24 protein-coding genes, 2 tRNA genes and 1 pseudogene are annotated in these 24,750 nt (G+C 70.6%); 16 read left to right on the top strand and 11 right to left on the bottom strand.

Annotated elements, in window-relative coordinates; all coding sequences use genetic code 11:
* The first annotated feature begins 118 nt into the window (after positions 1 to 118).
* The 6 genes and pseudogenes from GA0070616_RS12845 (at position 119) to GA0070616_RS12820 (ending at position 3,244) form a co-directional block, all read left to right on the top strand.
* Positions 119 to 667 carry a hypothetical protein gene (locus tag GA0070616_RS12845; RefSeq protein ID WP_139128891.1) on the top strand — a complete coding sequence of 183 codons (549 nt, stop codon included), beginning with the start codon at positions 119 to 121 and terminating at the stop codon, positions 665 to 667.
* Between the two features lie 7 nt (positions 668 to 674).
* Positions 675 to 1,229, top strand: a complete 555-nt coding sequence (locus GA0070616_RS12840; protein WP_139128890.1) for a hypothetical protein — start codon at positions 675 to 677, stop codon at positions 1,227 to 1,229.
* A 104-nt stretch (positions 1,230 to 1,333) separates the two neighbouring features.
* Positions 1,334 to 1,627, top strand: a pseudogene (locus GA0070616_RS12835) (His/Gly/Thr/Pro-type tRNA ligase C-terminal domain-containing protein); the annotation flags it as partial.
* A 56-nt stretch (positions 1,628 to 1,683) separates the two neighbouring features.
* Entirely contained in the window at positions 1,684 to 2,109 is a 426-nt protein-coding gene (locus tag GA0070616_RS12830; RefSeq protein ID WP_091081399.1) for a CBS domain-containing protein, read from the top strand.
* A gap of 50 nt (positions 2,110 to 2,159) precedes the next feature.
* Complete coding sequence (locus GA0070616_RS12825) at positions 2,160 to 2,588, top strand: SufE family protein (protein ID WP_091081395.1); 429 nt, start codon at positions 2,160 to 2,162, stop codon at positions 2,586 to 2,588.
* A 20-nt stretch (positions 2,589 to 2,608) separates the two neighbouring features.
* Complete coding sequence (locus GA0070616_RS12820; protein WP_091081392.1) at positions 2,609 to 3,244, top strand: DsbA family oxidoreductase; 636 nt, start codon at positions 2,609 to 2,611, stop codon at positions 3,242 to 3,244.
* Between the two features lie 125 nt (positions 3,245 to 3,369).
* On the opposite strand, the gene GA0070616_RS12815 is transcribed toward GA0070616_RS12820, so the two are convergent.
* Together GA0070616_RS12815 and GA0070616_RS12810 are read right to left on the bottom strand one after the other, a co-directional pair.
* The gene (locus tag GA0070616_RS12815; RefSeq protein WP_091081389.1) at positions 3,370 to 3,918 is read right to left on the bottom strand and encodes a YbaK/EbsC family protein; all 549 of its coding nucleotides are present in this window, start codon (positions 3,916 to 3,918) and stop codon (positions 3,370 to 3,372) included.
* A gap of 92 nt (positions 3,919 to 4,010) precedes the next feature.
* A complete protein-coding gene (locus GA0070616_RS12810; RefSeq protein WP_091090630.1) occupies positions 4,011 to 4,271 on the bottom strand; it encodes a hypothetical protein in 261 nt (86 codons plus the stop codon).
* Positions 4,272 to 4,430: 159 nt separating this feature from the next.
* Here GA0070616_RS12810 and GA0070616_RS12805 point away from each other — a divergent pair, with 159 nt between their 5' ends.
* The 3 genes from GA0070616_RS12805 to GA0070616_RS12795 are packed head-to-tail and all read left to right on the top strand — an operon-like array spanning position 4,431 to position 11,247.
* On the top strand, positions 4,431 to 8,903 hold the full coding sequence (locus GA0070616_RS12805; RefSeq protein WP_091081387.1) for an HAD-IC family P-type ATPase: 4,473 nt from the start codon (positions 4,431 to 4,433) through the stop codon (positions 8,901 to 8,903).
* Positions 8,904 to 8,947: 44 nt separating this feature from the next.
* Positions 8,948 to 9,499, top strand: coding sequence for a PadR family transcriptional regulator (locus GA0070616_RS12800; RefSeq protein WP_091081384.1), 552 nt, complete (start codon positions 8,948 to 8,950; stop codon positions 9,497 to 9,499).
* Between the two features lie 38 nt (positions 9,500 to 9,537).
* On the top strand, positions 9,538 to 11,247 hold the full coding sequence (locus GA0070616_RS12795; protein WP_091081382.1) for an acyl-CoA dehydrogenase family protein: 1,710 nt from the start codon (positions 9,538 to 9,540) through the stop codon (positions 11,245 to 11,247).
* A gap of 51 nt (positions 11,248 to 11,298) precedes the next feature.
* On the opposite strand, the gene GA0070616_RS12790 is transcribed toward GA0070616_RS12795, so the two are convergent.
* Both GA0070616_RS12790 and GA0070616_RS12785 read right to left on the bottom strand, forming a co-directional pair.
* Positions 11,299 to 11,718, bottom strand: a complete 420-nt coding sequence (locus GA0070616_RS12790) for a CBS domain-containing protein (protein WP_091090627.1) — start codon at positions 11,716 to 11,718, stop codon at positions 11,299 to 11,301.
* Between the two features lie 146 nt (positions 11,719 to 11,864).
* Entirely contained in the window at positions 11,865 to 12,923 is a 1,059-nt protein-coding gene (locus tag GA0070616_RS12785) for an L-threonylcarbamoyladenylate synthase (protein WP_091090624.1), read from the bottom strand.
* Positions 12,924 to 13,084: 161 nt separating this feature from the next.
* On the opposite strand from GA0070616_RS12785, the gene GA0070616_RS12780 reads away from it, so the two are divergent.
* Complete coding sequence (locus GA0070616_RS12780) at positions 13,085 to 13,864, top strand: HAD family hydrolase (RefSeq protein ID WP_091081380.1); 780 nt, start codon at positions 13,085 to 13,087, stop codon at positions 13,862 to 13,864.
* A 184-nt stretch (positions 13,865 to 14,048) separates the two neighbouring features.
* Positions 14,049 to 14,873 carry an LLM class flavin-dependent oxidoreductase gene (locus GA0070616_RS12775; RefSeq protein ID WP_175440065.1) on the top strand — a complete coding sequence of 275 codons (825 nt, stop codon included), beginning with the start codon at positions 14,049 to 14,051 and terminating at the stop codon, positions 14,871 to 14,873.
* 36 nt (positions 14,874 to 14,909) lie between these two features.
* Here the strand turns inward: GA0070616_RS12775 and GA0070616_RS12770 are convergent, their stop codons facing one another.
* Positions 14,910 to 15,905 carry an ArsR/SmtB family transcription factor gene (locus GA0070616_RS12770; RefSeq protein ID WP_091081376.1) on the bottom strand — a complete coding sequence of 332 codons (996 nt, stop codon included), beginning with the start codon at positions 15,903 to 15,905 and terminating at the stop codon, positions 14,910 to 14,912.
* Positions 15,906 to 15,963: 58 nt separating this feature from the next.
* On the opposite strand from GA0070616_RS12770, the gene GA0070616_RS12765 reads away from it, so the two are divergent.
* Both GA0070616_RS12765 and GA0070616_RS28120 read left to right on the top strand, forming a co-directional pair.
* Positions 15,964 to 17,154 carry an MFS transporter gene (locus GA0070616_RS12765; RefSeq protein WP_091081373.1) on the top strand — a complete coding sequence of 397 codons (1,191 nt, stop codon included), beginning with the start codon at positions 15,964 to 15,966 and terminating at the stop codon, positions 17,152 to 17,154.
* 317 nt (positions 17,155 to 17,471) lie between these two features.
* The gene (locus GA0070616_RS28120) at positions 17,472 to 17,609 is read left to right on the top strand and encodes a hypothetical protein (RefSeq protein ID WP_175440064.1); all 138 of its coding nucleotides are present in this window, start codon (positions 17,472 to 17,474) and stop codon (positions 17,607 to 17,609) included.
* A 993-nt stretch (positions 17,610 to 18,602) separates the two neighbouring features.
* Here GA0070616_RS28120 and GA0070616_RS12760 read toward each other — a convergent pair.
* Both GA0070616_RS12760 and GA0070616_RS12755 read right to left on the bottom strand, forming a co-directional pair.
* The gene (locus tag GA0070616_RS12760; RefSeq protein WP_091081370.1) at positions 18,603 to 19,964 is read right to left on the bottom strand and encodes an NsdA family TPR-like regulatory protein; all 1,362 of its coding nucleotides are present in this window, start codon (positions 19,962 to 19,964) and stop codon (positions 18,603 to 18,605) included.
* A 151-nt stretch (positions 19,965 to 20,115) separates the two neighbouring features.
* The gene (locus GA0070616_RS12755; protein WP_139128889.1) at positions 20,116 to 20,313 is read right to left on the bottom strand and encodes a hypothetical protein; all 198 of its coding nucleotides are present in this window, start codon (positions 20,311 to 20,313) and stop codon (positions 20,116 to 20,118) included.
* Positions 20,314 to 20,467: 154 nt separating this feature from the next.
* Between GA0070616_RS12755 and GA0070616_RS12750 the strand changes: the two genes are divergently transcribed.
* From GA0070616_RS12750 to GA0070616_RS12740, 3 genes are all read left to right on the top strand, one after another.
* The gene (locus tag GA0070616_RS12750) at positions 20,468 to 20,887 is read left to right on the top strand and encodes a hypothetical protein (protein WP_139128888.1); all 420 of its coding nucleotides are present in this window, start codon (positions 20,468 to 20,470) and stop codon (positions 20,885 to 20,887) included.
* Between the two features lie 251 nt (positions 20,888 to 21,138).
* Complete coding sequence (locus tag GA0070616_RS12745; RefSeq protein ID WP_091081361.1) at positions 21,139 to 21,453, top strand: helix-turn-helix domain-containing protein; 315 nt, start codon at positions 21,139 to 21,141, stop codon at positions 21,451 to 21,453.
* A 407-nt stretch (positions 21,454 to 21,860) separates the two neighbouring features.
* Positions 21,861 to 23,144 (top strand): tyrosine-type recombinase/integrase, encoded by a 1,284-nt coding sequence (locus GA0070616_RS12740; RefSeq protein WP_091081359.1) that lies wholly within the window; start codon positions 21,861 to 21,863, stop codon positions 23,142 to 23,144.
* A gap of 17 nt (positions 23,145 to 23,161) precedes the next feature.
* Here GA0070616_RS12740 and GA0070616_RS12735 read toward each other — a convergent pair.
* The 4 genes from GA0070616_RS12735 to GA0070616_RS12725 all read right to left on the bottom strand — a co-directional run bounded on the left by GA0070616_RS12735 (position 23,162) and on the right by GA0070616_RS12725 (position 24,747).
* Positions 23,162 to 23,234: transfer RNA gene (locus tag GA0070616_RS12735), tRNA-Ala, on the bottom strand.
* A gap of 45 nt (positions 23,235 to 23,279) precedes the next feature.
* Positions 23,280 to 23,408, bottom strand: coding sequence for a DLW-39 family protein (locus tag GA0070616_RS28460; protein ID WP_217628192.1), 129 nt, complete (start codon positions 23,406 to 23,408; stop codon positions 23,280 to 23,282).
* A gap of 45 nt (positions 23,409 to 23,453) precedes the next feature.
* Positions 23,454 to 23,527: transfer RNA gene (locus GA0070616_RS12730), tRNA-Ile, on the bottom strand.
* Positions 23,528 to 23,805: 278 nt separating this feature from the next.
* Positions 23,806 to 24,747 (bottom strand): DUF3566 domain-containing protein, encoded by a 942-nt coding sequence (locus GA0070616_RS12725; RefSeq protein ID WP_091081356.1) that lies wholly within the window; start codon positions 24,745 to 24,747, stop codon positions 23,806 to 23,808.
* Positions 24,748 to 24,750: the final 3 nt, after the last annotated feature.

Here is a 24,750-nt window from a genome sequence, read left to right as displayed (position 1 = left end):
TATAGCTTGGCGTCATAGCGAGGATGGCGGCCGCAGCGCTGGCACGCTACGACCGCCGGGTGTCCTCACCGTTCGCGACCCAGGGAGTCACATGAGGACGAGAAACAGAGTACTCGGCATGCCCAGAAGGGCGAACAGGCGCACCGCGCGACTGGTCGTCACCGCTGCCGCAATGATCGGGCTGCTCCTGTCCGCGGCCCCCGCGGCCGCCGCCAGTACCCACGACAGGTCGGCGACCACCGCCACCACGAGCTCCGAGGCATCCCCTGAGCTGTTGTTCTACCAGCTCGACCAGTGTCTGAACGGCTCGTTGGCAGCTGGGTTCAACATCGCTGGCTGGGGCACCACCCACTACGGCACGGCGAAATTGTACTGTGGCGATTCGACCAAGGGCGCCAAGCACATCCACGAGGGCCACGGTTCCCTCTACGGTAGCGGCGGCGACGATTTCATGACCTGCATGAGCAAGATCTTCAGCGATGGATTCCTGGCCGGCGGGGGCAACATCCCGGACACGTACAAGTTCCGCTACGTGTGGACCCACCCGGTAATTCCGGGATCGCAGTTCTACGCTGACGCCATCGTCGACCAGTACACCGGCTACATCTACACCGCCTTCACCAACGGTGGCAGCGGGAACAACTGGGGCAACTGCGCCGACCTATGATTAACTGATGCTACTTCCCTTGGAGCAGGGCATCGTCCGTTCGCTTTCCGACGAGCGGATCGAGCTGCGATGGACGGACGGCGGCCACCCGGTGGACCCGCTCGTGGTGGCGGCGGCGGACCTGATCCTCGGTGAGTGCACACCCGACGAGGTCCGCGCTGCGGCCGCGACAGCCGTCGCCGGTCACAGCGCGGACCCGTTGCGTTCCGCGATCGCCGACTACGAGCCGGCGCACGAGGGTCTCCTCGACGACAGCGATCCCGGCTTCCGTCGTCTGGTGCGGGAGTTCGTCGCGGCTCAGGGTCATCCGGACACGCCGGCTGGGGCCTGCGCCATGGTCTGCCTGCTGCTGCTGCGACGCATCGCCGACCGAGCCGTCCATCCCGTGGTGGGCAGCAAGGCACTGGCCTGGTACGGCCTCTGGGCAGGCTACGCACCTGGCGACGCTGTCAGGATCTTCGCCGACCTCGTCGACAGGTGGTACGCCGACGCCGAAGACCGGCTCACGGTCGAGGCGGAAATGGTGCGGCGGGCACGATCTCTCCTTGCGTCCGGCACCTGAGCCGAGGCCCGCGCCGAGTCACCTGCCGTTCCACACAGAATGCCGCAGGCCGGCGTAATGGGGCGGCGGATCCGGACTCCGTAGCCCTACGCTGCGGCAATGCTGTACACCTGGTCGCCGCCGGGAAGGGGCCGCAGCTCGACGCGGCGCTGGAGCTGGGCGGGCGGCTGTCCGAGGCGGGCCTTCGGGTGCTCGTCGACGACCGCACCCACGTGTCGGCCGGCGTGAAGTTCACCGATGCCGAGCTTGTCGGCGTTCCACGCACCGTCGTGGTGGGCCGCCGCCTCGCCGACGGGTACGTCGAGCTTCGCGACCGGGCCACCGACGAACGCGTCGAGACGCCCGTGGGAGATCTGCTCGAACGCCTTCCCGACGGGGTACGTGATACGAGGGTGTAGCTGGTGCCGGCTGGGTAATGCACCACGATCGGCTGAATGATCTCGGGAGGGCTTTCATGGGTGGAGTACGGGTGGCGGACGTCATGACCAGGCAGGTGGTCTACCTGCCCAGCGAGACCACCGTCGACGAGGCGGCCCGGGTGATGAAGGAGGCCGGCATCGGCGACGTGGTCGTCACCGACGGTGCGAGCCTCGCCGGCATGCTGACGGACCGGGACATCGTCGTGCGGGCGGTCGCCGAGAACGCCGACCCCACCACCACCACGATCGGTTCGATCATCACCCGCGAAGTGGTCATGATCGAGCAGTTCTGCACGACGGGTGAGGCTACGGCGCTGATGCGGGAGCGGGGCATCCGTCGCGTGCTGGTCTGCGACAGCGAACGCAAGCTCGTCGGCATCGTGTCGCTCAGCGACCTCGCCGTGCAACTGGATCCGACCTCGGTGTTCAGCGAGGTCAGTGGGCAGGCACCGATCACCTGAGCCGGTCACCACCGCTCGGGGCGCGTTCTCCGGCGGCGGTAACCTGACGTATGCCCGAGATGCCGAGCAAGTTGGCCGAGATCGTCGACGAGTTCGCCTCCGCTCCGCGCGACGTCGTACTGGAGATGCTGCTGGAATACTCCGACGCCGTCCCGCCGCTCCCGGCCGACCAGCCCGGCCGGGAGGGCATGGAACAGGTCGTCGAGTGTCAGACGCCGTTCTTCCTGCGCGCGGAGGTGACCCCGCAGGGCAGGGTGCGGACCCTGTTCGACTGCCCGCCGGAGGCCCCCACCACCCGCGCTTTCGCCGGGATCCTCGCCGAAGGGCTGGCCGGGGCCAGCCCCGAGCAGGTGCTCGCCGTGCCCGACGACCTCTACCAGCGGATGGGCCTGGCGCAGGCGATCAGCCCGTTGCGCGTACGCGGTGGCACCGCCGTCCTGGCCCGGCTCAAGCGGCAGGTCCGGGAACAACTGACCTGACCTGGGAGTTGTCCCTCGTCATGGAGATCGACATCTACGCCGACGTGGTCTGCCCCTGGTGCTGGATCGGCCGTCGGAGGCTGGAGACCGCCCTCGCCTCGTACGACGGCACGGTGAGCGTCCGGCACCGCCCGTTCCAGCTCGACCCGTCGCCGGTGCCCCAGTCGCGTCCGCTGCTCGACGCGATGGCCGACAGGTTCGGCGGGCGGGACCGGGCGAGGCAGATGTTCGCCCGGGTCGCCGAGGTCGGGGCGGAGGTCGGGCTGACGCTGGACTTCGACCGGGCGGTGGCCGCGAACACCTTCGACGCCCACCGGCTGATCCGCTGGGCCACCGGACGTGGCCGGGCCACCGAGACGGTCGACGCCCTGTACCGGGCGTACTTCGCCGAGGGCGTGGACGTCGGCTCCCGGGAGGCGCTCGCCGCCGTGGCCGCCGGCGTCGGCCTCGACAGTACGCAGGCCCGCCGCCACCTCGACTCGGACGCGGACGTGGCCGAGCTGCGGGGCGAACTGGTCGAGGCACGGAAGGTCGGGATTACCAGCGTCCCCACCTTCGTGCTCGCCGGGAAGTACGCCGTCACCGGCGCCCAGGAGTCGGAGACCCTGCTGGCCGCCCTGTCCGAGGTGGACCGCCGCGAATCCGCCGTCGGCTGACAGCTGGCGTCCCGTGACCGACGGTTCGCCTGTGACAGCACACGGTGCAGTTCGTGAGGACCCGTCGGGCACCCCTGTCCCGGGCGGCGGCGGGGACCGCAGCCCGGCAGCAACCAACGCGACGGTCAGGCCGGTCTCGCCAGCTCCTCCACCACCCGGGCACCGGGCAGCGCGCCCAGCGCGGGGCCGGGCATGACGATCTTGCTCTGCCGCACGCCGGACCCGACGATCACGTGCGGGGTGGCGATCACCCGAGGGTCGACCAGGATCGGCCAGGACGCCGGTAGCCCGATCGGGGTGATCCCCCCGTACTCCATGTCGGTCAACTCCACGGCGTCGGCCATCGGCGCGAAGCTGGCCTTGCGCACCTCCATGGTGCGGCGGACCACCCCGTTGACGTCGGCGCGGGTGGTGGCGAGCACCACGCAGGCGGCGTACCGGACGACGCCCTCCCGCCTGCCGGCGATCACCACACAGTTCGCCGACTCGTCCAGCCCCACCTCGTACGCGGCGCAGAACGCCGCCGTGTCCGCCAACTCGGCGTCGATCGGCGCCACCAGCACCCGGTCGACGTCCACCGGCGCGTCGGCGGGCCACTGGGCCAGCGCGGCGGCGACCGGCGGCGCGAGCAGGTCGGTGCGGGTAAGGGCAGGTTCGGTCTTCAACGTCCCCATCACGGGAGTGATCCTCGCACCACCCGGCGGGTGCCGCCCGTCGACGCGACGACTACCCGTCCGGAGCTGGACCGTCGGTGGACGGGCCGTTGTCAGGCGGTCTCCAGCGCCTCGCCCAGGCCCTTCGCCAGCCCCGACAGATGCTGGTCGGCCAGCACGTGCCCGGCGGTGATGACCAACGCCAACGGCCACTCGATCACCTGAAGCGCGGCGAGGACCCCGATGCCCGCGTAGTAGGCGAGCTTGTCCGGCGGCGGCACGGCGACCTCGCCCAGCAACGGCACGTCCACGTGGCGGGTGAAGGCTTGCACGGTCTCGTGCGCCCCGCTGAGCTGACGCGTCAGTGTGCTCATTCCGGCCTCCCCGGTGACGGTGATGGTGACGCCCACCCGGATTCCACCGTCGTGACCGTCCATGCCCTCGGCCGGCCGGAACTTTCCTCCCGGCCGCTGGGCATAACGACCGCTCCGCCGGGAAGCCAGGCCGCCGGGCACGAGCGGTGGGAGGCGCAGATGGCGTACGGCATCGTCGGCCGCCTCCTGCCGCCGATCGCCGTACCACGGCTCGTCGGCGACGCCACCCGCACCGTCGGGGCCGCCGCCACCCGCCTGGCCCGGACAACCGGGCTGGCCAGCCGCCGGGTCTGGTCCCGCCCCGGCCGGCACCACATCGAGGTGCACGGCGTCTGCCAGGACGGTGGGGACGTTCTCGCCCGCCAGGTCGAGGCCAGGCTGGAACGGATGCCCGGCGTGCTCTGGGCCCGGGTCAACGCCCCGTCCGGTCGGGTGGTGGTCGCCTACGGCACCCCGGAACCGAGGCTGGGCGACCTCATCACCGCCATCGCTCGCGTCGAGCGGGCCTGCCCGCACGAGCCGGACCCGGACATCCCGCCGCCGCATCCGCCCGAGGAGGGTCCCCGCACCCCGCGTACCCTCGGCGCGCTGGCCTCCGACGCGCTCGGCCTGACCATCTCCGCCGCCACCCGGATCCTGCCGTTCACCCCTGTGCCGGGCGAGGTGTCCGGTCTGCTCGCCGCCGTGGACCTGCATCCCAGGCTGCACGCCCTCGCCAACCGGGGGCTGCGTGCCGACCCCCGCGCCGACCTGCTGTTCCCGCTCGCCGAAGCCGTGGTGCAGGGCCTCACGGGAGGTTGGACCGGCATCGTGCTCGACGGGGTGCAGCGGGTCGTGCAGTGGGGTGAGGCCCGGGCCCAGCTACACGCCTGGGAGCGGGCCGAGCCGGACCTGACCGGCAGCCCCGAGCGGGCCGTCGCCCGGTCGCCCATGTATGGCCGGCCCCAGCAGAAACCGGACGGACCGGCCGAGAAGTACGTCACCCGGATGCTTGCCGCCGGGACGGCCACCGCCGCGGCGGCCCTGCCGGTGGTCGGTCCCAAGCGGGCCGCCGCGCTGGGCCTGTCCACGCTCCCCAAGGCCCCGGGCAGCGGACGCGAGGGGTACGCCGCACAACTCGGCCGGATCCTCGCCCGGCGCGGCGTCATCGCCATGGACCGCAACGTGCTGCGGGAACTCGACCGGATCGACACTCTCGTGCTGGATTCCGCGGTGCTCGGCTCCGGCCGGGGCGTGCTGGCCGACCTGGCCCCGCTGCCCGATGCGGACACCTCCCAGGTGGCGGCGCGGGCGTTCGCACTGTTCGACCCGGACGCGCCCGACGGTCTGCGGCAGGCCGACGGCTGGCGGCTGGGCCCGCTGGACCGGCTCGGTGTCGGCACCCCCGAGGACACCCCGGAACTGCACCGGCTGCGCGGCGGCGGTGGCGACGTGCTCGGGCTGGCGGACGGCGACCGCCTCGCCGCGCTGCTGCGGGTCGAACCCGAGCCGGCACCCGGCGTCGACCTTCTTCCGGCCGCCGCCCGTCAGGCCGGGTTGCGGCTGGTCGTGGCCGGCGGCGACCAGCGGCGGCACGACTTCGCCGACGCGCTCCCGCCCGGCGGGGACCGCCTGGTCGATTCGGTGCGCGCCCTGCAACGCGACGGGGCGATGGTGATGCTCGTCTCGGCCGACCGGGCGGCGCTCGCTGCGTCCGACTGCGGCCTAGGCCTGTCCAGCGCCGACGCCCCGCCGCCCTGGGGAGCGCACCTGCTGGTCGGCACCGACCTGCGGGTCGTCGCGCTGATCGTGGAGGCTGCCGGGGTGGCCCGCCGGACGACCGCGCAGAACCTGCGCGTCGGCCTGGCCGGCACCGGGCTGGGCGCGCTGGGCGCCCTCACCGCCGACCCGGCGCACCTGCCCGCCCGGGCGTTGTCGGCGGTCAACGGCGCGGCAGCGCTGGCCTTCGCCAACGGTGTGTGGCGTGCCGGCCGACTGGCCGACCGCACCGGCACACCCACGCCCACGATCACCGCCTGGCATCTCATGCCGGTCGACACCGTCCTCGGCCAGCTCGGCAGCGGACCGGAGGGGCTCAGCGACACCGAGGCACGGCGACGCCACCGCACCGGCTCCGGCTCCGAGTCGGTCGGCCCGACGGGGCTGCTGCACGCGTTCGTCGACGAGTTGGCCAATCCGCTCACCCCCGTGCTGGCGGCCGGTGCGGTGCTGTCGGCGACCTTCGGCTCGTTGGTCGACGCCGCCCTGGTCGGCGGGGTGGTGGGCGGCTCGGCGCTGGTCGGTGCCCTGCACCAGCGCCACACCGAGCGGTCACTGGCCGAGCTGCTGTCCCATTCGGCGGTCACCGCCCGGGTCCGTCGCGACGGTCTGGAACGGGTGGTGCCGGCGGAGGACCTGGTGGCCGGGGACGTGGTGCTGCTGGATTCCGGCGACGCGGTGCCGGCCGACTGCCGGGTGCTGGAATCGGTCGGGCTGGAGACCGACGAGTCCTCGCTGACCGGGGAGTCGCTGCCGGTGACGAAAACCGATGAACCGATCGTCGCCGCCACTGTCGCCGACCGCCACTCCATGCTGTACGAGGGCACGACCGTCGCCGCCGGGCACGGCGTGGCGGTGGTGGTGGCCACCGGCCCGGACACCGAGGCCGGGCGCAGCGTCGCCCTGGCCCGGCAGGCTCCGCCGACCGGCGGGGTGGAGGCCCGGCTCGGCCGGCTCACCAGCGGCGCGGTCCCGGTGGCCGCCGCTTCGGCCGTTGCGGTCGCCGGCGCGGGCCTGCTGCACGGCGTACCCCTGGCGGAGTCGGCGGCGACCGCCGCGAACCTGGCGGTCGCGTCGGTGCCGGAGGGGTTGCCGTTCCTGGTCAGTGCCGCCCAACTGGCCGCCGCCCGGCGGCTGGCCGAACGTGGTGCGCTGGTGCGCAACCCGCGCAGCATCGAGGCGCTGGGCCGGGTGGACGTGCTCTGCTTCGACAAGACCGGCACGCTGACCGAGGGACACCTGCTGCTGGCCGGGGTGGGCGACGCCGACGGGTTCGAGCCGGCGGACCGTCTCGACGAGCGGCTTCGGCGCACCCTCGCCACCGCGCTGCGGGCCACCCCGGCCGCCGACGACCCGAACGACCTGGCCATGCAGACCGACCGGGCCGTGCGTCGGGGGGCCACCGCCGCCGGTGTGACCGAGCAGACCGGCGCGGAGGGCTGGCGGGCCGAGGGCGGGTTGCCGTTCGAACCGTCCCGCGGCTACCACGCGACGATCGGAGAGACCGGCGACCGGGTACTGCTCAGCGTGAAGGGTGCCCCGGAGACGGTGCTGCCGCGGTGCACGGCCAGCCGCACCGGCGGCGGCAACCGGCCGCTGGACGGCGCGGGCCGGGACGCGTTGCAGCGCCTGCTCGCCGAGCAGGCCGGGGCGGGCAACCGGATCCTCGCGGTGGCCGAGTGCGACGTGACCGACCCCGACGTGACCGACGACGACGTGCGCGGCCTGGTGTTCGTGGGGTTCCTGGCCCTCTCCGACGGGGTCCGCGCCAGCGCCGCCCCGGCCGTGCGCCGGATCCGGGCGGCCGGCGTGCACACCATCATGATCACCGGCGATCATCCGGCCACCGCCGAGGCGATCGCCGCCAGCATCGCCGACACCGACGAGCAGCGGGTGGTGACCGCGACGGAACTCGACCAGCTCGACGACGACGCGCTGGCGGCCCGGCTCGCCCTCACCGACGTGGTGGCCCGCTGCACACCCGCGCACAAGGTACGCATCATCCAGGCGTTGCAGAAGTGCGGTCGTACGGTAGCGATGACCGGGGACGGCTCGAACGACGCGCCCGCCATCCGGCTGGCCGACGTGGGCATCGCCCTCGGCCAGCGGGGCACCCCGGCGGCCCGGGCCGCGGCCGACCTGGTGGTCACCGACGATCGGCTGGAGACCATCATCGCCACCCTGGTGGAGGGGCGGGCGATGTGGTCGTCGGTACGCCACGCGTTGAGCATCCTGGTCGGCGGCAACCTGGGGGAGATCGCGTTCAGTGTGCTGACCGCCGCCGCCACCGGGCGTTCCGCGCTCAACGGCCGGCAGTTGCTGCTGGTCAACCTGCTCACCGACCTGGCGCCGGCGCTGGCCATCGCGGTCCGTCCGCCGTCCGGCGACCACGCCGACGGCCTGCTGCGCGAGGGACCGGACTCCTCGCTCGGCGGAACGATGACCCGGGAGATCGGATTGCGTGCCGCCGCCACCACGCTGGGCGCGACCGCGGGCTGGACGCTGGCCCGCTACACCGGCACCCGACGGCGCGCGGGGACCGTCGCCCTGGTCTCCCTGGTGGGTACGCAGCTCGGGCAGACCGTCCTGGCCGGCGGCACCAGCCCCACCGTGCTCGTGTCGACGGCTGTGTCGGTCGGGGCGCTGGTGGCGGTGGTGCAGACGCCGGGGGTGAGCCACTTCTTCGGCTGCACCCCGCTGGGCCCGGTGGGCTGGAGCATCGCGGCGGGTTCCGCGCTCGGGGCGACCTTCGCCAACGGCGCGCTGAGCCGGGTCGTGGGGCGGCTACCCGCGGCCAGGGCCACCGAGGCTGGTGGAGCCACCGAGGCTGACAGGGCTGACGGGGCTGACGGGGCTGACGAGGCGCCCGAGTGAGTCACGCCCTTGCTATGCAACTCGTTGCATAGCACGATGCTCGCGTGGCTCTGGAACACGCGATCCTCGTCTCCCTGCTGGAACAGCCCGGCTCCGGCTACGAGCTGGCCCGCCGCTTCGACCGCTCCATCGGCCGCTTCTGGACGGCCACCCACCAGCAGATCTACCGGGTGCTGCGACGGATGGAGTCCGACGGCTGGGTGACCGCCGAGGAGGTCGACCAGGACGGCCGACCCGACAAGCGGTCCTACTCGACCACCCCGCAGGGTCGGGCCGCCCTCGTGGAATGGCTACGCGCCCCCGTCCAACCCGAGGCCGTCCGGCACGAACTGGCCGTCAAGATCAGGGGTGCCGCGTTCGACGACCCGGCCGGCCGCGCGGCGCTCGTCGCCGAGGTCGAAAGGTACCGCGACACCCACCGGGCCACCCTCGACCGCTACCTCGCCGGGGAGAAGCGCGACTTCCCCGCCCCGTCGACCCTGGACGCGCAGCGATCCCTCCAGCACGTCGTCCTGCGCGGCGGCATCGCGTACGAGCGGATGGTCCTCGCCTGGCTCGACGACGTCCTCGACACCCTGCGCACCCTCGACCGCTGACCCCGCCCCGCCCCGCCCCGGAAGGGAACCGCCCCGCCATGCTGCTCAACCCGCGCACCTACGACCCCACCCACCTCGACGAGCCCAGCCGCCGGCTGCTGCGCGTCACCGTCGACTGGTTCGAGAACCGGGGCAAGAAGGCGCTCACCGACAGCTACAACACCCACGAGTGGTACGCCGACTTCCTCGACTTCGCCGCCAGGGAGGGCCTGTTCGCGGCGTTCTGCACCCCGTCCGCCGACGGCCACGGCGACCCGGCGAAACGCTGGGACACGGCCCGCAACGCCGCGCTCAGTGAGATTCTCGGCTTCTACGGCCTCGGCTACTGGTACACCTGGCAGGTCACCGTCCTCGGCCTCGGCCCCGTCTGGCAGTCCGTCAACCCGGCCGCCCGGGCTCGCGCCGCCCAACTGCTCGACGACGGCCACGTCATGGCGTTCGGGCTGTCCGAGCGCAGCCACGGCGCCGACATCTACTCCACCGACCTGCTGCTCACCCCCGCCGCCGACGGCGGCTTCCGGGCCAACGGCAGCAAGTACTACATCGGCAACGGCAACGTCGCCGGCCTCGTCTCCGTCTTCGGCCGCCGCGCCGACATCGACGGCCCTGACGGGTACGTCTTCTTCGCCGTCGACAGCCGCCACCCCGCGTACCACCTGGTCAAGAACGTGGTGAACGCGCAGATGTTCGTCAGCGAGTTCCGGTTGACGGACTATCCGGTGCGCGCCGAGGACGTGCTGCACACCGGCCGAGCCGCCTTCGACGCCGCCCTGAACACCGTCAACGTCGGCAAGTTCAACCTGTGCACCGCGTCCATCGGCATCTGCGAGCACGCCATGTTCGAGGCGGTCACCCACGCCCACCACCGGATCCTGTACGGCCGGCGGGTCACTGACTTCCCCCACGTGCGGCGGGAGCTGACCGACGCGTACGCCCGGCTGGTCGCCATGAAGCTGTTCAGCGACCGGGCGGTCGACTACTTCCGCTGCGCCGGCCCCGACGACCGCCGTTATCTGCTGTTCAACCCGATGACGAAGATGAAGGTCACCACCGAGGGCGAGAAGGTCGTCGACCTGCTGTGGGACGTCATCGCCGCGAAGGGCTTCGAGGCCGACACCTACTTCGACAAGGCCGCCCGCGACATCCGGGGCCTGCCCAAGCTCGAAGGCACCGTGCACGTCAACCTGGCCCTGATCCTCAAGTTCATGGCCAACTACCTGTTCGATCCGGCCGAGTTCCCGCCCGTGCCGACCCGCCACGACCCGGCCGACGACGAGTTCCTGTTCCGGCAGGGCCCGGCCCGAGGGCTCGGCGCGGTCCGCTTCCACGACTGGCGCGCCGCCTACGACGCCCACGCCGACGTGCCCAACGTCGCCCGGTTCCGCGAGCAGGCCGAGGGCCTGTGTTCGCTGCTCGCCACGCACGCTCCCGACGAGGCCCAGCAGCAGGACCTCGACTTCCTGCTCGCCCTCGGCCAACTCTTCGCGCTCGTGGTCTACGGTCACCTGATCCTGGAGCAGGCCGGGCTGACCGGCCTCGACCGGGGCCTGCTCGACGAGATCTTCGACGTGGCGGTCCGAGACTTCTCCAGCTACGCCACCGAGTTGCACGGCAAGGCCGCCACCACCGACGGGCAGGCCGCCTGGGCGCTGGCGCACGTCCGCCGCCCGGTCACCGACCCGGCCCGCACCGCCCGGGTGTGGGCGCAGGTCGAGGCGCTGTCCGGCGCGTACGAGATGCGGCCCTGAACCGACGGTCGCCGTCCACCGCACGGGTGGACGGCGACCGGTCCGGCACGCTCAGGCGTGCTCCGAGATGGCCTCGACGAGGTCGCCGACCGGGCGGTCCGGCAGGGCGCGCGCCACGTCGGCGACGGCCACGATCCCGACGAGTTCGTGCCCGTCGATCACCGGCAGCCGACGCACCTGGTGCTTGCCCATCGTGCGCAGGATCTCCGTCGCGTCGTCGTCCGCACCGATGGTCACCGCCTCGCCCTGGGCCAGCTCACCCGCGGTCACCGAACCCGGATCGCGGTCCTGGCCCAGCACCTTCACCACGATGTCGCGGTCGGTGAGCATGCCCTTCAGCCGGTTGTCCTCGCCGCAGATCGGCAGCGAGCCGACCCCCAGCTCAGCCATCCGCCGGGCGGCTGTCCTGAGGTCGTCCCGCTCGCGGACGCAGGTCACGTCGTCGGTCATGATGTCGCGTGCGTTCGGCATGGTCGTCACACCTCATTTCAGGGGGATTCTGCCGTCGCGGATCTTCCTACCCCGGCCGGCCCGGACCATGCACCCCGCCGAACCACGCACCGGCTGGACCACGCACCGGCTGGATCATGGACGGACCGGCTGATGGACGGGCCGGATCAACGTTGCGGCTGCCAGGTGGCGGCGGCACGGCGCAACCGGTCGTTGACCGCCCGCCCGATCCCCACCTCCGGCACCGCCTCGGCGACGATCTCCTCGACGCCGGTCGCGTCGAGGCGGTGCAGCGCCTCGAACAGCCGCGCCGCCGCCTCGGTCAGGTCACCGGCCGGTGACAGCACCTCCACCGCCGTCCAGCCGCCCGCCGGGCGATCCTGGAACGCCAGGTAACCCCGCCGGACCCCGTCGCCGGTCGCCGGTCCCGTGTCGGCTCCCTGGCCCACCTCGGCTCCCCGGCCCACCTCGGCTCCCTGGCCCACGTCGGCTCCCTGGCCCACGTCGGCTGCCGGTTCCCCGCCGGTCACGGCCGCCAACCGCAGCGGCGTACGCGGGGCGTAGTGCGCGGCGAGGGTGCCCGGTGCCACCGGCTGACCCGAACTGCCAAGCCGCACGGTCACCGGCCCGGCGACGGCCTCCACGTTTTCGACGGCCAGCGCGCCGAGGCGCAGCACCACCGCGCGGTCCCCCCGCGCGTCCACGATCGTCGACTCGATGCCGCACCGTGTCGGCCCGCCGTCGAGCACCACGTCGACGGCCGCACCCAGCCCGCGCACCACGTGTTCGGCCCGCGTCGGGCTGAGCTGCCCGAACCGGTTGGCGCTCGGCGCGGCCACCGGCACGCCCGCCGCCGCGATCAACGCCCGCGCGTCGGCGTGGTCGGGCACCCGGACCGCCATCGTGTCCAGCCCGGAGGTGACGATCGGCGGAACCACCGCCGGCCGGTCCACGATCAGGGTCAACGGCCCCGGCCAGAACCGGGCAGCCAACGCCGCCACCGCCGGCGGCACCGCGCCGACCAGCGGTTCCAGGTCGGCCGCGTCCGCCAGGTGGGTGATCAGCGGATCGAAGCTCGGCCGTGCCTTCGCCTCGAAGATCCGCGCCGCGGCGTGCGCATCCAAAGCGTTGGCACCCAGGCCGTAGACGGTCTCGGTGGGAAAGGCCACCAATCCGCCGGTACGCAGGACGCGGGCGGCTTCGGCGATGCCGCTGCCGGCAGTCAGGACGCGGGGACCTCCGGAGTTCACTCCCCGACGCTAGCCTGCTGCCGGCCCCGTCTGCGCCGCCGGGTGTCAGCGAGGTCGGCGACGACCCGTCGGCCGGCATCGAGCCGGAGTACAGTCATCCGCTCACCCACCTCGATCCGTCAGTGGAGGATGTGGTCATGCTTCGTCCGCCGCGTGCACTTCTGCTGGACTTCGGTGGCGTCCTGGTCGACGCCCCGCCGCAGCCCCCGGCCCCACCCGAACTCGTTCACCGCCTCGCCCGACTCGTCACCGGAGCGGTGTCTGACGAGCAGATCGCGACGGATCTCGGCGCAGGCTCCCGTGCGTACGCGCTGTGGCGTGACGACGTCGGCAGGTCCGCCGAACCGGTCGAGCTGCCCCATGCCCGGGTGTGGTCCGACTTCGTGACGCGTACGTGGCCGCAGGATGCCCGGGACGCCGTCGAGCGGGAGGCCACTTCGCTGGCGTACGCCTGGACGTGGCGGGCCGAGTGGGAGCTACGCCCCGGCATCCCCGATGCGTTACGCGCCGCGACCGCCGCCGGTCTGCCCCTGGCCGTCGTCAGCAACACCCTCTGCGGCGCCGCGCACCGCGACTTCCTCACCGGCGTCGGCCTGGCCGACCTGTTCGCGGCCGACCTCTACAGCGACGAAGCCGGTCCTCGCAAACCGAACCCCCAGCTCGCGCTCCTGGCCGCCGACGCCGTCGGAACCCCCATCGCGGAGTGCTGGTTCATCGGCGACACCGTGCACCGCGACATCGCCTGCGCCCGGCGGGCTGGCGCACAAGCGGCGATCCTGATGCGTTCACCCCGCACCGACCGGGAACCACCGCACCCCGACCTGACTCCGGACGCCCGGGTCGAGGACGGTCACGGGCTGCTCGCCCTGCTGCGTCAGGTCTGGGACAGGGCAGACCAGCCATCCGCCGGCGCGTGACGGCGGACCCGTTCGCAGCGTCGACGCCATCCACCTGGCCACCGCCCGAGTGCTGACCAACGAGTCCGGCACGGCAGTCCCCGTCTTCGTCACCCGCGACCGGCGGCTGCTCAGAAGCGCCAGGCAAGCAGGACCACCCGTAGCAAGCTCCGGCCGGAACTGATCCACGAACCCACCACTGTGTGTGAAGTCCGGCCGCGGATCCTCCCCCATCCGCGCTCTGAGTCGGCGGTCTCTACGGGGAGAGCCATGGTACGACTCCCTGACCACGCTGACCGCGGTCGCGGCCGTAACGAAGCGGATCAGGTTCGGCACGCTCGTCGCGTCGCCGAACATCCGTCACCCGGTGCTCATGGCCAAGCAGGTGATGACCCTGGACGAGATCTCCGGTGGACGGCTCGTCCTGGGCATCGGGGCCGGAGCGGCGGACGGTGCGGACACGCGGGTGATGGGCGTGGCCGACGGCGTACGCCGCGGCGACCGGTTCGAGGAGTTCGTGACGCTCACCGACTCGCTGCTGCGTCAATCGCGCACCACCTTCCACGGGGCCTACTACCAGGCGGTGGAGGCGGACATGGTGCCGGGTTGCGTGCAACGTCCGCGGGTCCCGTTCGCGCTCGCGGCCAGTGGACCGCGGGGCTTCCGCCTGGCCGCCAGGTTCGCCGAGACCTGGGTGACGATCGGGGACACTGGTCGACCGGGTGAGCGGTCCGAGGCGGACGGGTGGGAGATGCTCCGGCGTCAGGTCGGGCAGCTGACCGCCGCGTGTGAGCAGGCCGGGCGCGATCCGAAGCGGATCGGCAGACTTGTCAACGTGAGCAGGGCGGTGCCGGATCCGTACGGGTCGGTCGAGCGTTTCGTCGACGTGGTAGGTCGCTGCCATGAACTGGGTTTCACTGAAGTCGTGGTCAATCATCCCCGCCGGTCCGGGATCTTCCACGGCGACCCGGACATGTTCGCGCACGCGGTACGGCAGGCGCTGGCCGTCTTCGGCCGGGGCGGCTCGTAGCGCGCGCCGTCGGCCGCGTCCAGTGAGGGCCGCCGGTCAGTGGTCGGAACGTCTGCCCGAGGACGGGTCCGTTTCCGTCTGGACACGGACGAGCTGGTCGCCGGTGGAGGTCCGGTAGTAGAGGACGGACCGCCCGGAGCGGCGACGGTGGACCAGCCGCGCGTCGAGCAGGATCTTGAGGTGGCGGCCCACCGTACCCAGTCCATAGCCGCTCAGGGCGACGAGCTGGGTGGTGCTCTTCGGTGTGTCCAACTGGTTGAGCAGACCGGCCCGGACCGGGCCGAGGAGCGCACCGAGTGCGCGGGGCGCCATGGTCTGTCCGGCTTCGGCGAACAGACCGGCGCAGGGGTACACCACCGCGTACCGGTGCGGCTGGTCCCAAGCCACCCAGCCGCGCTGTGCCGTGGTCGGTATGAACAGCAGCTGCGCGTCGGCGAGGTCGCGTGGCGGGTGCTCGTACGTGTTGATCTGTAGTCGTCCGTCGCCCAGCCAGCGCATTCCCTGCCGCATGCCGCTCAGGGCGGTGGCCCAACCTCCAACGCTGATCTGTTGGGTTCGGGACACGATGTCGGCCTCGAAGATCCGCCGTCGGCTCGGCCAGTATGGCCGGACGGTGTGGCTCCACACCCACTGGGTCAGGTCGGCGACCCGGTCCGGCAGGTCCGGTACGGCCAGCGCCGGAGGGACCGAGCCGCCCAACGCAGTAGCCACTTCGGCGAGGGCGACCACGGCGGGCGTCTGGCGAACCGATCGGAGCTCGTCGTGGAAGGTCCGATCCTCCGGGCTCGGCGGCGGGCTCATGAAGTCAGGCATCCAGTTCGCCTTGACTACGTTCCGAACAAACAGGGCGACCACCGGATCAGCGGCGAGCCGTTCTCGGTAGGCGGCGATCTGGGCACGGGAGTGAGCCCGTCGTCCGGGGGCCGCCGCCCGCCCGTCCAGGATATGGAGGTTCGCGATGGTCTCGGCGAGGGCGGACACGGTGAACCGGCTCTGCGCCAGGGTGTCCGTACCGATCTGCCACACACCCATTTTTCGCCTCCTTGCGAAACTCTAGCTTCCCTCTTCCGAGAGATCGAGACTGCCGGTCATGCGTACGTATGGTGAGTTGTTCCGGATCCCGGATTTCCGGTCGCTCCTCGCGGCCAGCGCCGTGCAGATCGCTGCGACGATGGCCAGCGGACTAGCGCTCAGCACGCTGGTCTATGCGGCGACTGGCTCGCCATTGCTGGCCGCTCTGGCTCTGTTCGGCTCCTCCTTCGCCCAGGTGGTAGGCGCCACCACCTTGCTCTCCGCAGCAGACCGACTACCGCCACGGACCGCGCTGGTCGCGGTTGCGCTTCTGTTCGCGGTGGGCACGCTCAGCTTGGCCGCACCACGAATGCCGCTCCTGGCGATGTTCCTGATCATCTTCAGTCTCGGCCTGGTCAACTCGGTAACCGGCGGGGTGCGCTGGGGCCTGCTGGGGGAGATCGTGCCGGACGATGCCTACATCCTCGCCCGCTCCGTCTTCAACATGCTGGTCGGGGTTATGCAGATCATCGGGTACGCCCTCGGCGGCGCCCTGATCGCTGTCCTGTCGCCCCGGCAGGCGTTGCTGGTGAGCGCCGGTCTCTACCTCGTCGGAGCGGCTATCGTGCGGTTCGGTCTGACCGCCCGCGCACCGCGTGCCACCGGACGACCGTCAGTTCGCGAAACCTGGCGGGTCAACCGCCAACTGTGGTCCTTGCCCGCCCGTCGCCACATCTACCTCGCGCTCTGGGTCCCGAACGGGCTGATCGTGGGGTGCCAGGCACTCTATGTGCCGTACGCACCGGCGTCTGCCGGTGTGCTGTTCATGGCCACGGCGCTGGGGATGCTGGCCGGCGACACCATCGTGGGCCGCTTCGTGCCCAGACGGCTACGGTCACGTCTGGTCACCCCGCTGCGCCTGCTCCTGGCGGCTCCGATTCTCCTCTTCGTGCTTCCTCTGCCGGTGCCAGTCGCGGCGCTCCTCCTGGCGGTTGCCGCCGCGGGGTTCAGCGCGGGGTTGCTGTTGCAGGACCTCCTCATCGCGCTCATCCCGGACGACATGCGGGGCCAGGCGCTCGGGTTGCACACGTCCGGTTTGCTCACCATGCAGGCGGTAGGTGCAACGATCGCTGGTCTTGTTGCACAGTTCATGCCGATAGGTGCGGCGATGAGTGTCATGGCGATCGCGTCGCTGCTGGTGACGCTCGTTCTCACGCCGGCGTTGCGGCAAGCGGTGACTGCATCGAGGGTCGAGAGGGTCGCCGCCTGATCAGGTCGGCGACCAGCCGTCGCGCCAGAGCTCCAGTGACCGCGTCCGGCGACAGTCCCTGCTGGCATGAGGAGTGCCCGTTGACCCCGTACACCGACTCCCGATCAGGAACGGTGTCTGTTCCGCCTGAGAACTGTCTGGCACACATTCTGTGATTGATCTTCGCGACGACGGTTCATGGGGTGGCCAGGACGCGTTTGCGGAGGAGGCCGAGGTTCGCGCGGCCGTACATATGCCGCTTGATTGTCTTGATGCGGTTGACGTGGCCTTAGACGGGGGCCTGAGCTCCAGACCGTACGTGCCTTGTGTGCGACGCGGTGCTCCACCAGCAGCCCTGCGACTGCCTCGTCTGCGGAACCCTGGTCTTCGAGGAGCGATGGATCGTCGTGGCACCCGAGATGACCGCCGAGCGGGTCTGGGCCGGCGCTCTTGACGACCTGGTGAGCCTCAACTGACTCGCCGAGCGGCGGGCGGCAACCGGGCCTGGTCGGACTGGCTGTCAGATCACCCGGTTCGGCCCGCTCCGCCGCCGGGGACGTTGATCGACCCCCAAGCAGCTGGTCTCTTCGCGGGAGTCGCTTGGCTGTACGGATGGCTGTACTCGGAACCGAGATCAACCAGTGTTCGTGCTGGTGGAGCCCAGGGGACTCGAACCCCTAACCCCTGCCTTGCAAAGGCGGCTCACAGGCGTTGGGCGATGTTGACAGGCGATGTCTCCTGTCGCTGATCGCCCAGCGCCTGTCGTCTTTTGGTGTTTAGCCACAAGGACTGTCGGCGCTCTTGCTGACGATTTGCTGACTCCGACTAGGTACACATTCCCGCTCGCGGCACAAGTTACCGGCGGGTTTAGTGATTGCCGACGCCACCGCACGAGTTTTTTTCCCGAGACCGCAGGAACTTTTTGTACACAGGGTGGGGATTACATCCTTGCTGGTCAGCGTGCTTCCGAAGGGCGACATCCACCGCCCGCCCACAGGCTGTCCACACGTTGCACACATGTTTGTCCACCCAGTGTCCACAGGCTCGTCCACCGACCCTGTTGGACGACGCGCCGGTCGAGTGCTTCGATCTTCGACAGGAGGACTTACACGGCTGTAAGCATCCACAGGTTGGTCACCAAGGTGTGACCGTTAGTCGTGTAGAACCTCTAGAGACACGGAGCGGCACCCGCCTAAGGAACGGGTGCCGCAGTGAACTCCGTGTTGATCCGCAGCCAACGAACCAGCGAAGGAGAACGAGTGCCCAGGCTAGCAACCCGGCGTGAACAGACCAAGCGAAGCGATGACCAACAAGCACATCGGATCAGCTACCTTGCTGCCGTAACGGCCCTGGTCACGGCGGTGGCGACGCTAGTTGCCGCTGCGGCCACCTTCGCGGCGTTGTTCATCGACTAGTAGCACCTCGGCCGGGGGCAGATCAGCCGTTCCAGACTGCCCCCGGCCCTGCCGCTACGCAGCTAAGCCGAGTAGCGCTCCGGCCCGTGCGTTGAACCGCTGGACTTCGTGCAGGTTGCCGAAAGGCTTCATCCGCCGTTGCAGGTCGCGCACCGTTTCGATAGCCCGCGATGAGTTGACCGACGCGGCCAGGTCCACGACGTGCGCCGCACGCGACGCAGCGGCTTCGACGTTGGCGCGGTCAAGGTCAGCAATTGAGAGCGCGGCCTCGCTGAGCGCCCCGCGCCGGGCTCGGCCCTGCCGCCGAGCACCGGCAGCGGACTCACTGGCGAAGCGCTCAAGCTCCGAGGGCCGGCCAAGGTCACGGAAGCAGTGTGCGGCCTCGCCAAAGATGTACGGCGCGTCGATGAACTTCGCCCAGGCCGGTTCGTCGTCGTGAACCACCCGCCCAAACACCTGCTCGGCCCTGACGACCGACGCGGCCGCGGCCGAAGCCTCTCCGAGAGCCGCGAGTGCACGCCCCTCAAGAATGTGAAGATCAGCGAGGCAGGCGGGTGAGTCACCTTCGGTCAGACCGTGGCGGCCAGCGCGTGCCAGCATGAGCGCCTCACGCGGATGGCCGAGTAGGTTCGCCTGATCGGACATGCCGGCAAGTACGTGCGCTCCAAGAGCTGCGCTACCGGCCGCTTGCGCCAAGCGCAGCGCCTGGATCAGGTACCGCTGCGCTAACCCGTGCTCGCCATCGTCGTACGCCATCCAGCCCACCAGATACGACTGCTCCGCTGCGGCTTCGTAGAGCGCGCGCCGAACGGCCGGTTCGTGCTCTCGCTTGAGCAAGGGCAGAACGTAGCTCTGCATGTACTCGACCAGCGCGGTCCGCGCGTGCCCACCACCGCGCATCACGTCCATGTCCTGAAAAAGCGCGAACATCTCCCTGATGCCTGCCACCTGGCGCATGCCCACCTGGCGCGGCCCGCGCTCGGTCGTCGTCTCGTCAAGCGTGGCTAGGAGCCAGTCTCGGCTAGGCGCACCGAGTGCGGCCAGCACGAACGGCGCTTTCACGATTTCGCGGCGCTTCACGTCAGCTCTCCCGAGATCGATGATCGTATCGACGGTTGCGTGCGGATCGTCTCCGTACTTCAACCCTCGCGCGGCAAGGGTTTCTTCCTCGATCATGCCGAAGTCGGACGGGCTCACCCGTCGACCTACCCGTTCGGATAGTGCCCGCGCAAGCAGCGTCGGAACCGGTGATCGCGGTGTCTCGCCGCGCTTTACCCAGCGGTTGACGGCCGTGTAGTCGTACCGGAGGGCAAGCCCTTCGCTGGCACCAAGGTCGTTGATGCGCCTCGCCAGCCCGGCCCACGAGAACCCCGCCCGGTGTACGAGTGCTGCCAGAGCGTCATTCGGTTCGCTCAACTGTCTGTCCCTCCCCAGGGCACCTACCTGGGACGGTACCGGTGAGGTGGCACGGCGGGATACGCCCGCATGGGTTGCCGAACTTCACATGGGTCGTCACATGGTGCTGACCACTGCCGATATCGGCTTTCCTCGTTACATGCCAACGAGATCAACGAACACCACGGACGACCGTCTTCACCGTCGCCTGCGACACGCCGGCCGCCTCGGCAATCTCGGGCACGGTGTGATCGGTCGAGCGGCGCACGTCGCGGATCAGCGCGTCACGCTGCTGCCGCAGGGTTTCGAGCGCCTGGCTGGCTTCACGAACCCGTTCAGCGAGCTTCTGGAGATCCTCAAGAGCCGTCATGCCGGACAGCATAGCGGCTAGACGGCTACCGGCGACACGGCTAGACAGCTAGCGGGTAGCCGGCTACCGTATGACCTATGCAAGCGGCCCCGGCGGGGGTGCCACCCCGCCGAGGCCAGTGCATCAACCCGTTCCCTGTGGAGAGGACACGAAGATGCAGGTCAAGACTACCGCCGCTGCGTCGGCTGCTGACAACGCTGGTTGGCCGTTGGCGTTCACGTCGCCGAGTGTGGACGAGGTTGCGGCGTTGTCGTACGGCGAGCTGGCGTTGGCGGTCCGTTGCTCGGAGATGCCGACCGACCGGCCGCAGGGCGTGAAGGAAGACCCCCTGGCGTACGCGATCGATGGCCTGGCCCGGATGGGCGTCGTGGCAATCCGGCGGTTGGAAGAGCAGTCGCAGGCGCTGGTGAACCGGAAGCACTTCGGTCCGGACCGCCCGGCGAAGCGGACCGCTGCGGTCGAGCACAACCGGTTGTGGGGTGACGCTCGCCGGTTCGACCGGTCGCACAGCATGGCCGGCCGGTTGTGGCACGCGCTCGCGGACCGCCGGGCCGGCATCGCGGCGGCGGTCTGACCGGTCCGCCTGGCGGGTCACCTGGCCACGGGTGGACCCGCCGGGCAGGCCCGGGTGTCCGCGACCGATCCCTGGTGAGTTCAGTCGGGACAGCGGCGGTGAGGGTTCGCGCTGCTGGCGGTGTACGGAAGCCCGGGTTCCAACATCACGAAGCGGGTCGACCGGTTCACCGCTGACCGGGTCTGAACCCCTGCCCAGGTCGGCCCCCTTTACCGACCCTCGACAAGCCGCCACCCCAGGAGGAAGCACCCGTGAGTACGGTCATCCCGTTCCCCCAACGCCCCGCCGACACCACCCAGACCGGCGATGACGGCACCTGCACCGGCCGGACCGCACCAGTCGTCCGCGCCGTCTACACCGTCGCTGAGACAGCCGAAATCCTTTCCCTGTCTCTTGGCTCCACCTACGCCCTCGTGCGCTCCGGCGAGATCCCGGCCATGAAGCTTGGCGGGCGGTGGCTCATCCCCAAGCGCCGACTTCACCAGTGGCTTGACGACCTACCCGACACCCTCGCCGACGACACGGCCGGCGGGCGTCGTCGGCACCGCCACCAGCGCGACGCCTGACGACGGCGCACCCGTGGCCTAAATGGCGAGAATGGCCAGAATCCCGCCCGGCCAAGGATTTTGGCCATTCTCGCCATTACGACCACCGCACTACCGGCCCCCGGCCGGCCCGTGGGCGCTGGGGTAGCACCCCCCACGCGCGTTTACGCAGAGTAACGGTTGTTGGTGTTCGGAAACCCCGCGCCTTCGCTGCGATGTCTAGCGGCCCACCTTGCTAGACCTAGCGACGCCGCTAGCGCCCCAACCGCCACCCCACTAGGGAGCTAGCTTCTAGCGGCCATCAGGGCAAACACCCCGCGATTCTGCCGTGAGCCGCTTCCGCACCCCCGAGTGCCCTGCTAGCTAGCCGGTCGATCAACCCTGCCCGCAATCACTGTCCGCAACAATGATCAAGGGGAAGCCGTCCCATGGGACACATCATCAAGACCCCCGCCGGCACCTACCGCGCCAACTGGCGCGATCCGTCCGGCCGCCAGAAAGCGAAGACCTTCCGCACCCGCAAGGAAGCCGCCGCGTACCTAGCAGCCACGGAAACGACCGTGAGCCAGGGAACCTACGTCGACCCCGCCGCCGGCAAGACCCGGTTCGGCATGTACGCCGAGCGCTGGCTTTCCTCGCGGTCGGTGGAGGCAACCACGCTGGCCGGCTGGACGTCGCGCCTACGCGCGCGGTTGCTGCCGCAGTGGGGTACCTGGCCGGTTGCCCGCATTGACCATCTGGCCGTACAGGAGTGGGTGACCCGTCTCGGCCGAGAGTTGTCGCCGGCTACCGTCGCCTCGTGTCACTCACTTCTGTCGTCCATCCTCGCGTCGGCGGTGCGTAGCCGGCTGATTGCGTTCAACCCGTGCGAGGGTGTGCGCCTGCCGGCACAACGCAAGCGGGCGGGTGGGCAACTCATGCTGACGCTCGACCAGGTGACGGAGCTACTCCTACCGAGTGTCCCGGCGTGGCATCGTCCCGTCGTCGCGGCGGCGGCCGGGGCGGGGCTGCGGTGGGGCGAGTGCCTCGGGCTGCGGTGGACCGACATCGACTTGCCGGACGATGACGACCAGGACGCCACGCTCACCGTGCGGCGAGTGGTGATCGAGGTCAACGGGCACCCGGCCGACAAGCCGTACCCGAAGACGGCGCAGAGCCGGCGCACCGTTCCCGTACCGCCGTTCCTGCGCGCCGAGCTGGGTCGCCACCATGCCCAGACGAACCCCGACGTTGCCGATCGGGTCTTTACCAATCAGGCAGGAGATCCGATGCTACGGAGCAACTTCCGGCGCCAGGTGTGGCGACCCTCGCTTGTGCGCGCCGGGTTGCTCGGCAGCGTCACGGAGGCCGGACCGCACCGATTCCGGGCGACCTGGCACGACAGCGAACGCGCGGAGTGGTCGGCGGAGTTCACCACGCACCAGGACGCGGTGGCGCACGTCGCGGTCAAGGCGGCCGGCGGGCTGCGGTTTCACGACCTGCGGCACGGGTACGCCACCTGGCTCATCTCCAGCGGAGTACCGGTCAACGTCGTCCAGGCGGTCATGGGGCACGAACAGGCGTCGACCACGCTCAACCGCTACACGCACACGCCGGCCGACTTTCATCGGCTTGTCCGAGGGGTTTTCGCGGCCCCTGCTGACGACTTGCTGACTGCCAACGAGGGTGGTCGATCAAATGGAGACGACGGAGAGGAAGAAGTGGCCCCGTGACCTGCACGGGAGCCAAGTGGAGCCCAGGGGACTCGAACCCCTAACCCCTGCCTTGCAAAGGCAGTGCTCTGCCAGTTGAGCTAGGGCCCCGCGACTGGCCGGCTCCGCACGGGAACCGACCGGACAGGAACGATGTCAGCGCAGGTCGGGGGCGGTGGTCGCCTCGTGCCACAGGGCGCGCTCATCGTTGCTTTCCTTGATCTTCTTCGCCACCACAGCGGCCACACCGACGACGCCGACCAGAATCAGCAGCTTCTTGAACATTGGGGCGACCCCTCACGCTCGACTGTGTCGTCGGACGAAGTGCGGTGGGGCTAGCTGGAATCGAACCAGCGACCTCAGAGTTATCAGCTCTGCGCTCTAACCGACTGAGCTATAGCCCCGCGTTGCGACGAGCAAGGTTAACCCATCCCGCCACGACGCCCCAAATCGGGGTCAGGCCCGCAGCGTTCCGTCCGTCCTGAACCTACCCGACCCAGGGTCGCGCCGCCGCGCGCTCGCCCGGCACCCCGCCGGAGGCCCGCCCGGGATGCCGCAACTCGCGGCATCGGGCCCACACAACACCCCGACATGCCGCAACTCGCGGTGCCGGAGGCCATCGTGCGCCGGAGACGCGGACGCCGGGGCCACCGCGTCAGCGGGTGCCCCGGCGTACGGGACGTCAGTCGCGCTCGGCGAGGGTCAGCTCGATCCCGCCGACCAGGTCGGCGCAGACGTTGTACACGAACGCCCCCAGCGTGGCGAGCGCCGTGAACAGCACGACGTTCACCAGGCCGATCAGCGCCGAACTGAGGATCACGCCCTTGGCGGTGATCCGGAAGCCGCTCGCCCCCTGCCCGCCACCCGCGTTCACCAGGTCGGTGAGGCTGTCGTTCACGCTGGTGAACACGCCCATCGCGTCGAGCGCCAGGTAGAGCACCGAGGTGGCGACCACCACGACGATGAACAGCACCACCGACACGGCGAAGGCGAACTTCATCACCGACCAGGGGTCGATCCGCTTGAGGTTCAGCCGGGCCCGGCGCGGCCCGCGCGACGCGGCGGAGCTGACCGAGGTACGCGCGGCGCGTACCGCCTCGCCCACCCGAGCGGCCCCGACGGCGGCCGCGCCGCCGATGCCCGGCGGCAGTCCACCTCCGTTGACGGGTCGGGCGGTGCCGGCCACCCGGGTGCCCTCGGGTTGCTGCTTGCCGCCGGTGACCTTCGGTTGGGTGCCGGTGGCACCCAACCGCGACTGGGTGCCGGTGGCACCGACGCTCGGCCGACTGCCCGCCGCGGCGGACGACTGACCGGGCCGGGTGGTGATCGGCTGGGTCGATGTCGACGCGGCGCCGCTCGCCGTCCCACCGCCGGTGGCACCGACGGCGGGGGTGTCCTTCCCGGTCTTCTCCGGCGTGCTCTCCGGCTCGGCGTCGTCGGGCTTCTCCGGCGGCGGTGCCATCCCGGGAGCCCGGGTGAATTTCGGGGCAGGCGCGTCGGCGGGGACCGTCGCCCGGCCCACGGCCGCGCGGCCGGTCGCTGGCTGGCCGCTCTTCGCGGCCTCCTCGTCGACCGGGTTGGCCGAGGTCCCCGTGTTCCCCGACTTCGCCTGTGTCTCCGTCATTCA

The sequence above is a fragment of the Micromonospora nigra genome, from assembly GCF_900091585.1.
Classification (GTDB): Bacteria; Actinomycetota; Actinomycetes; order Mycobacteriales; family Micromonosporaceae; genus Micromonospora; species Micromonospora nigra.
This window is presented reverse-complemented; position numbering and strand designations above follow the sequence as displayed.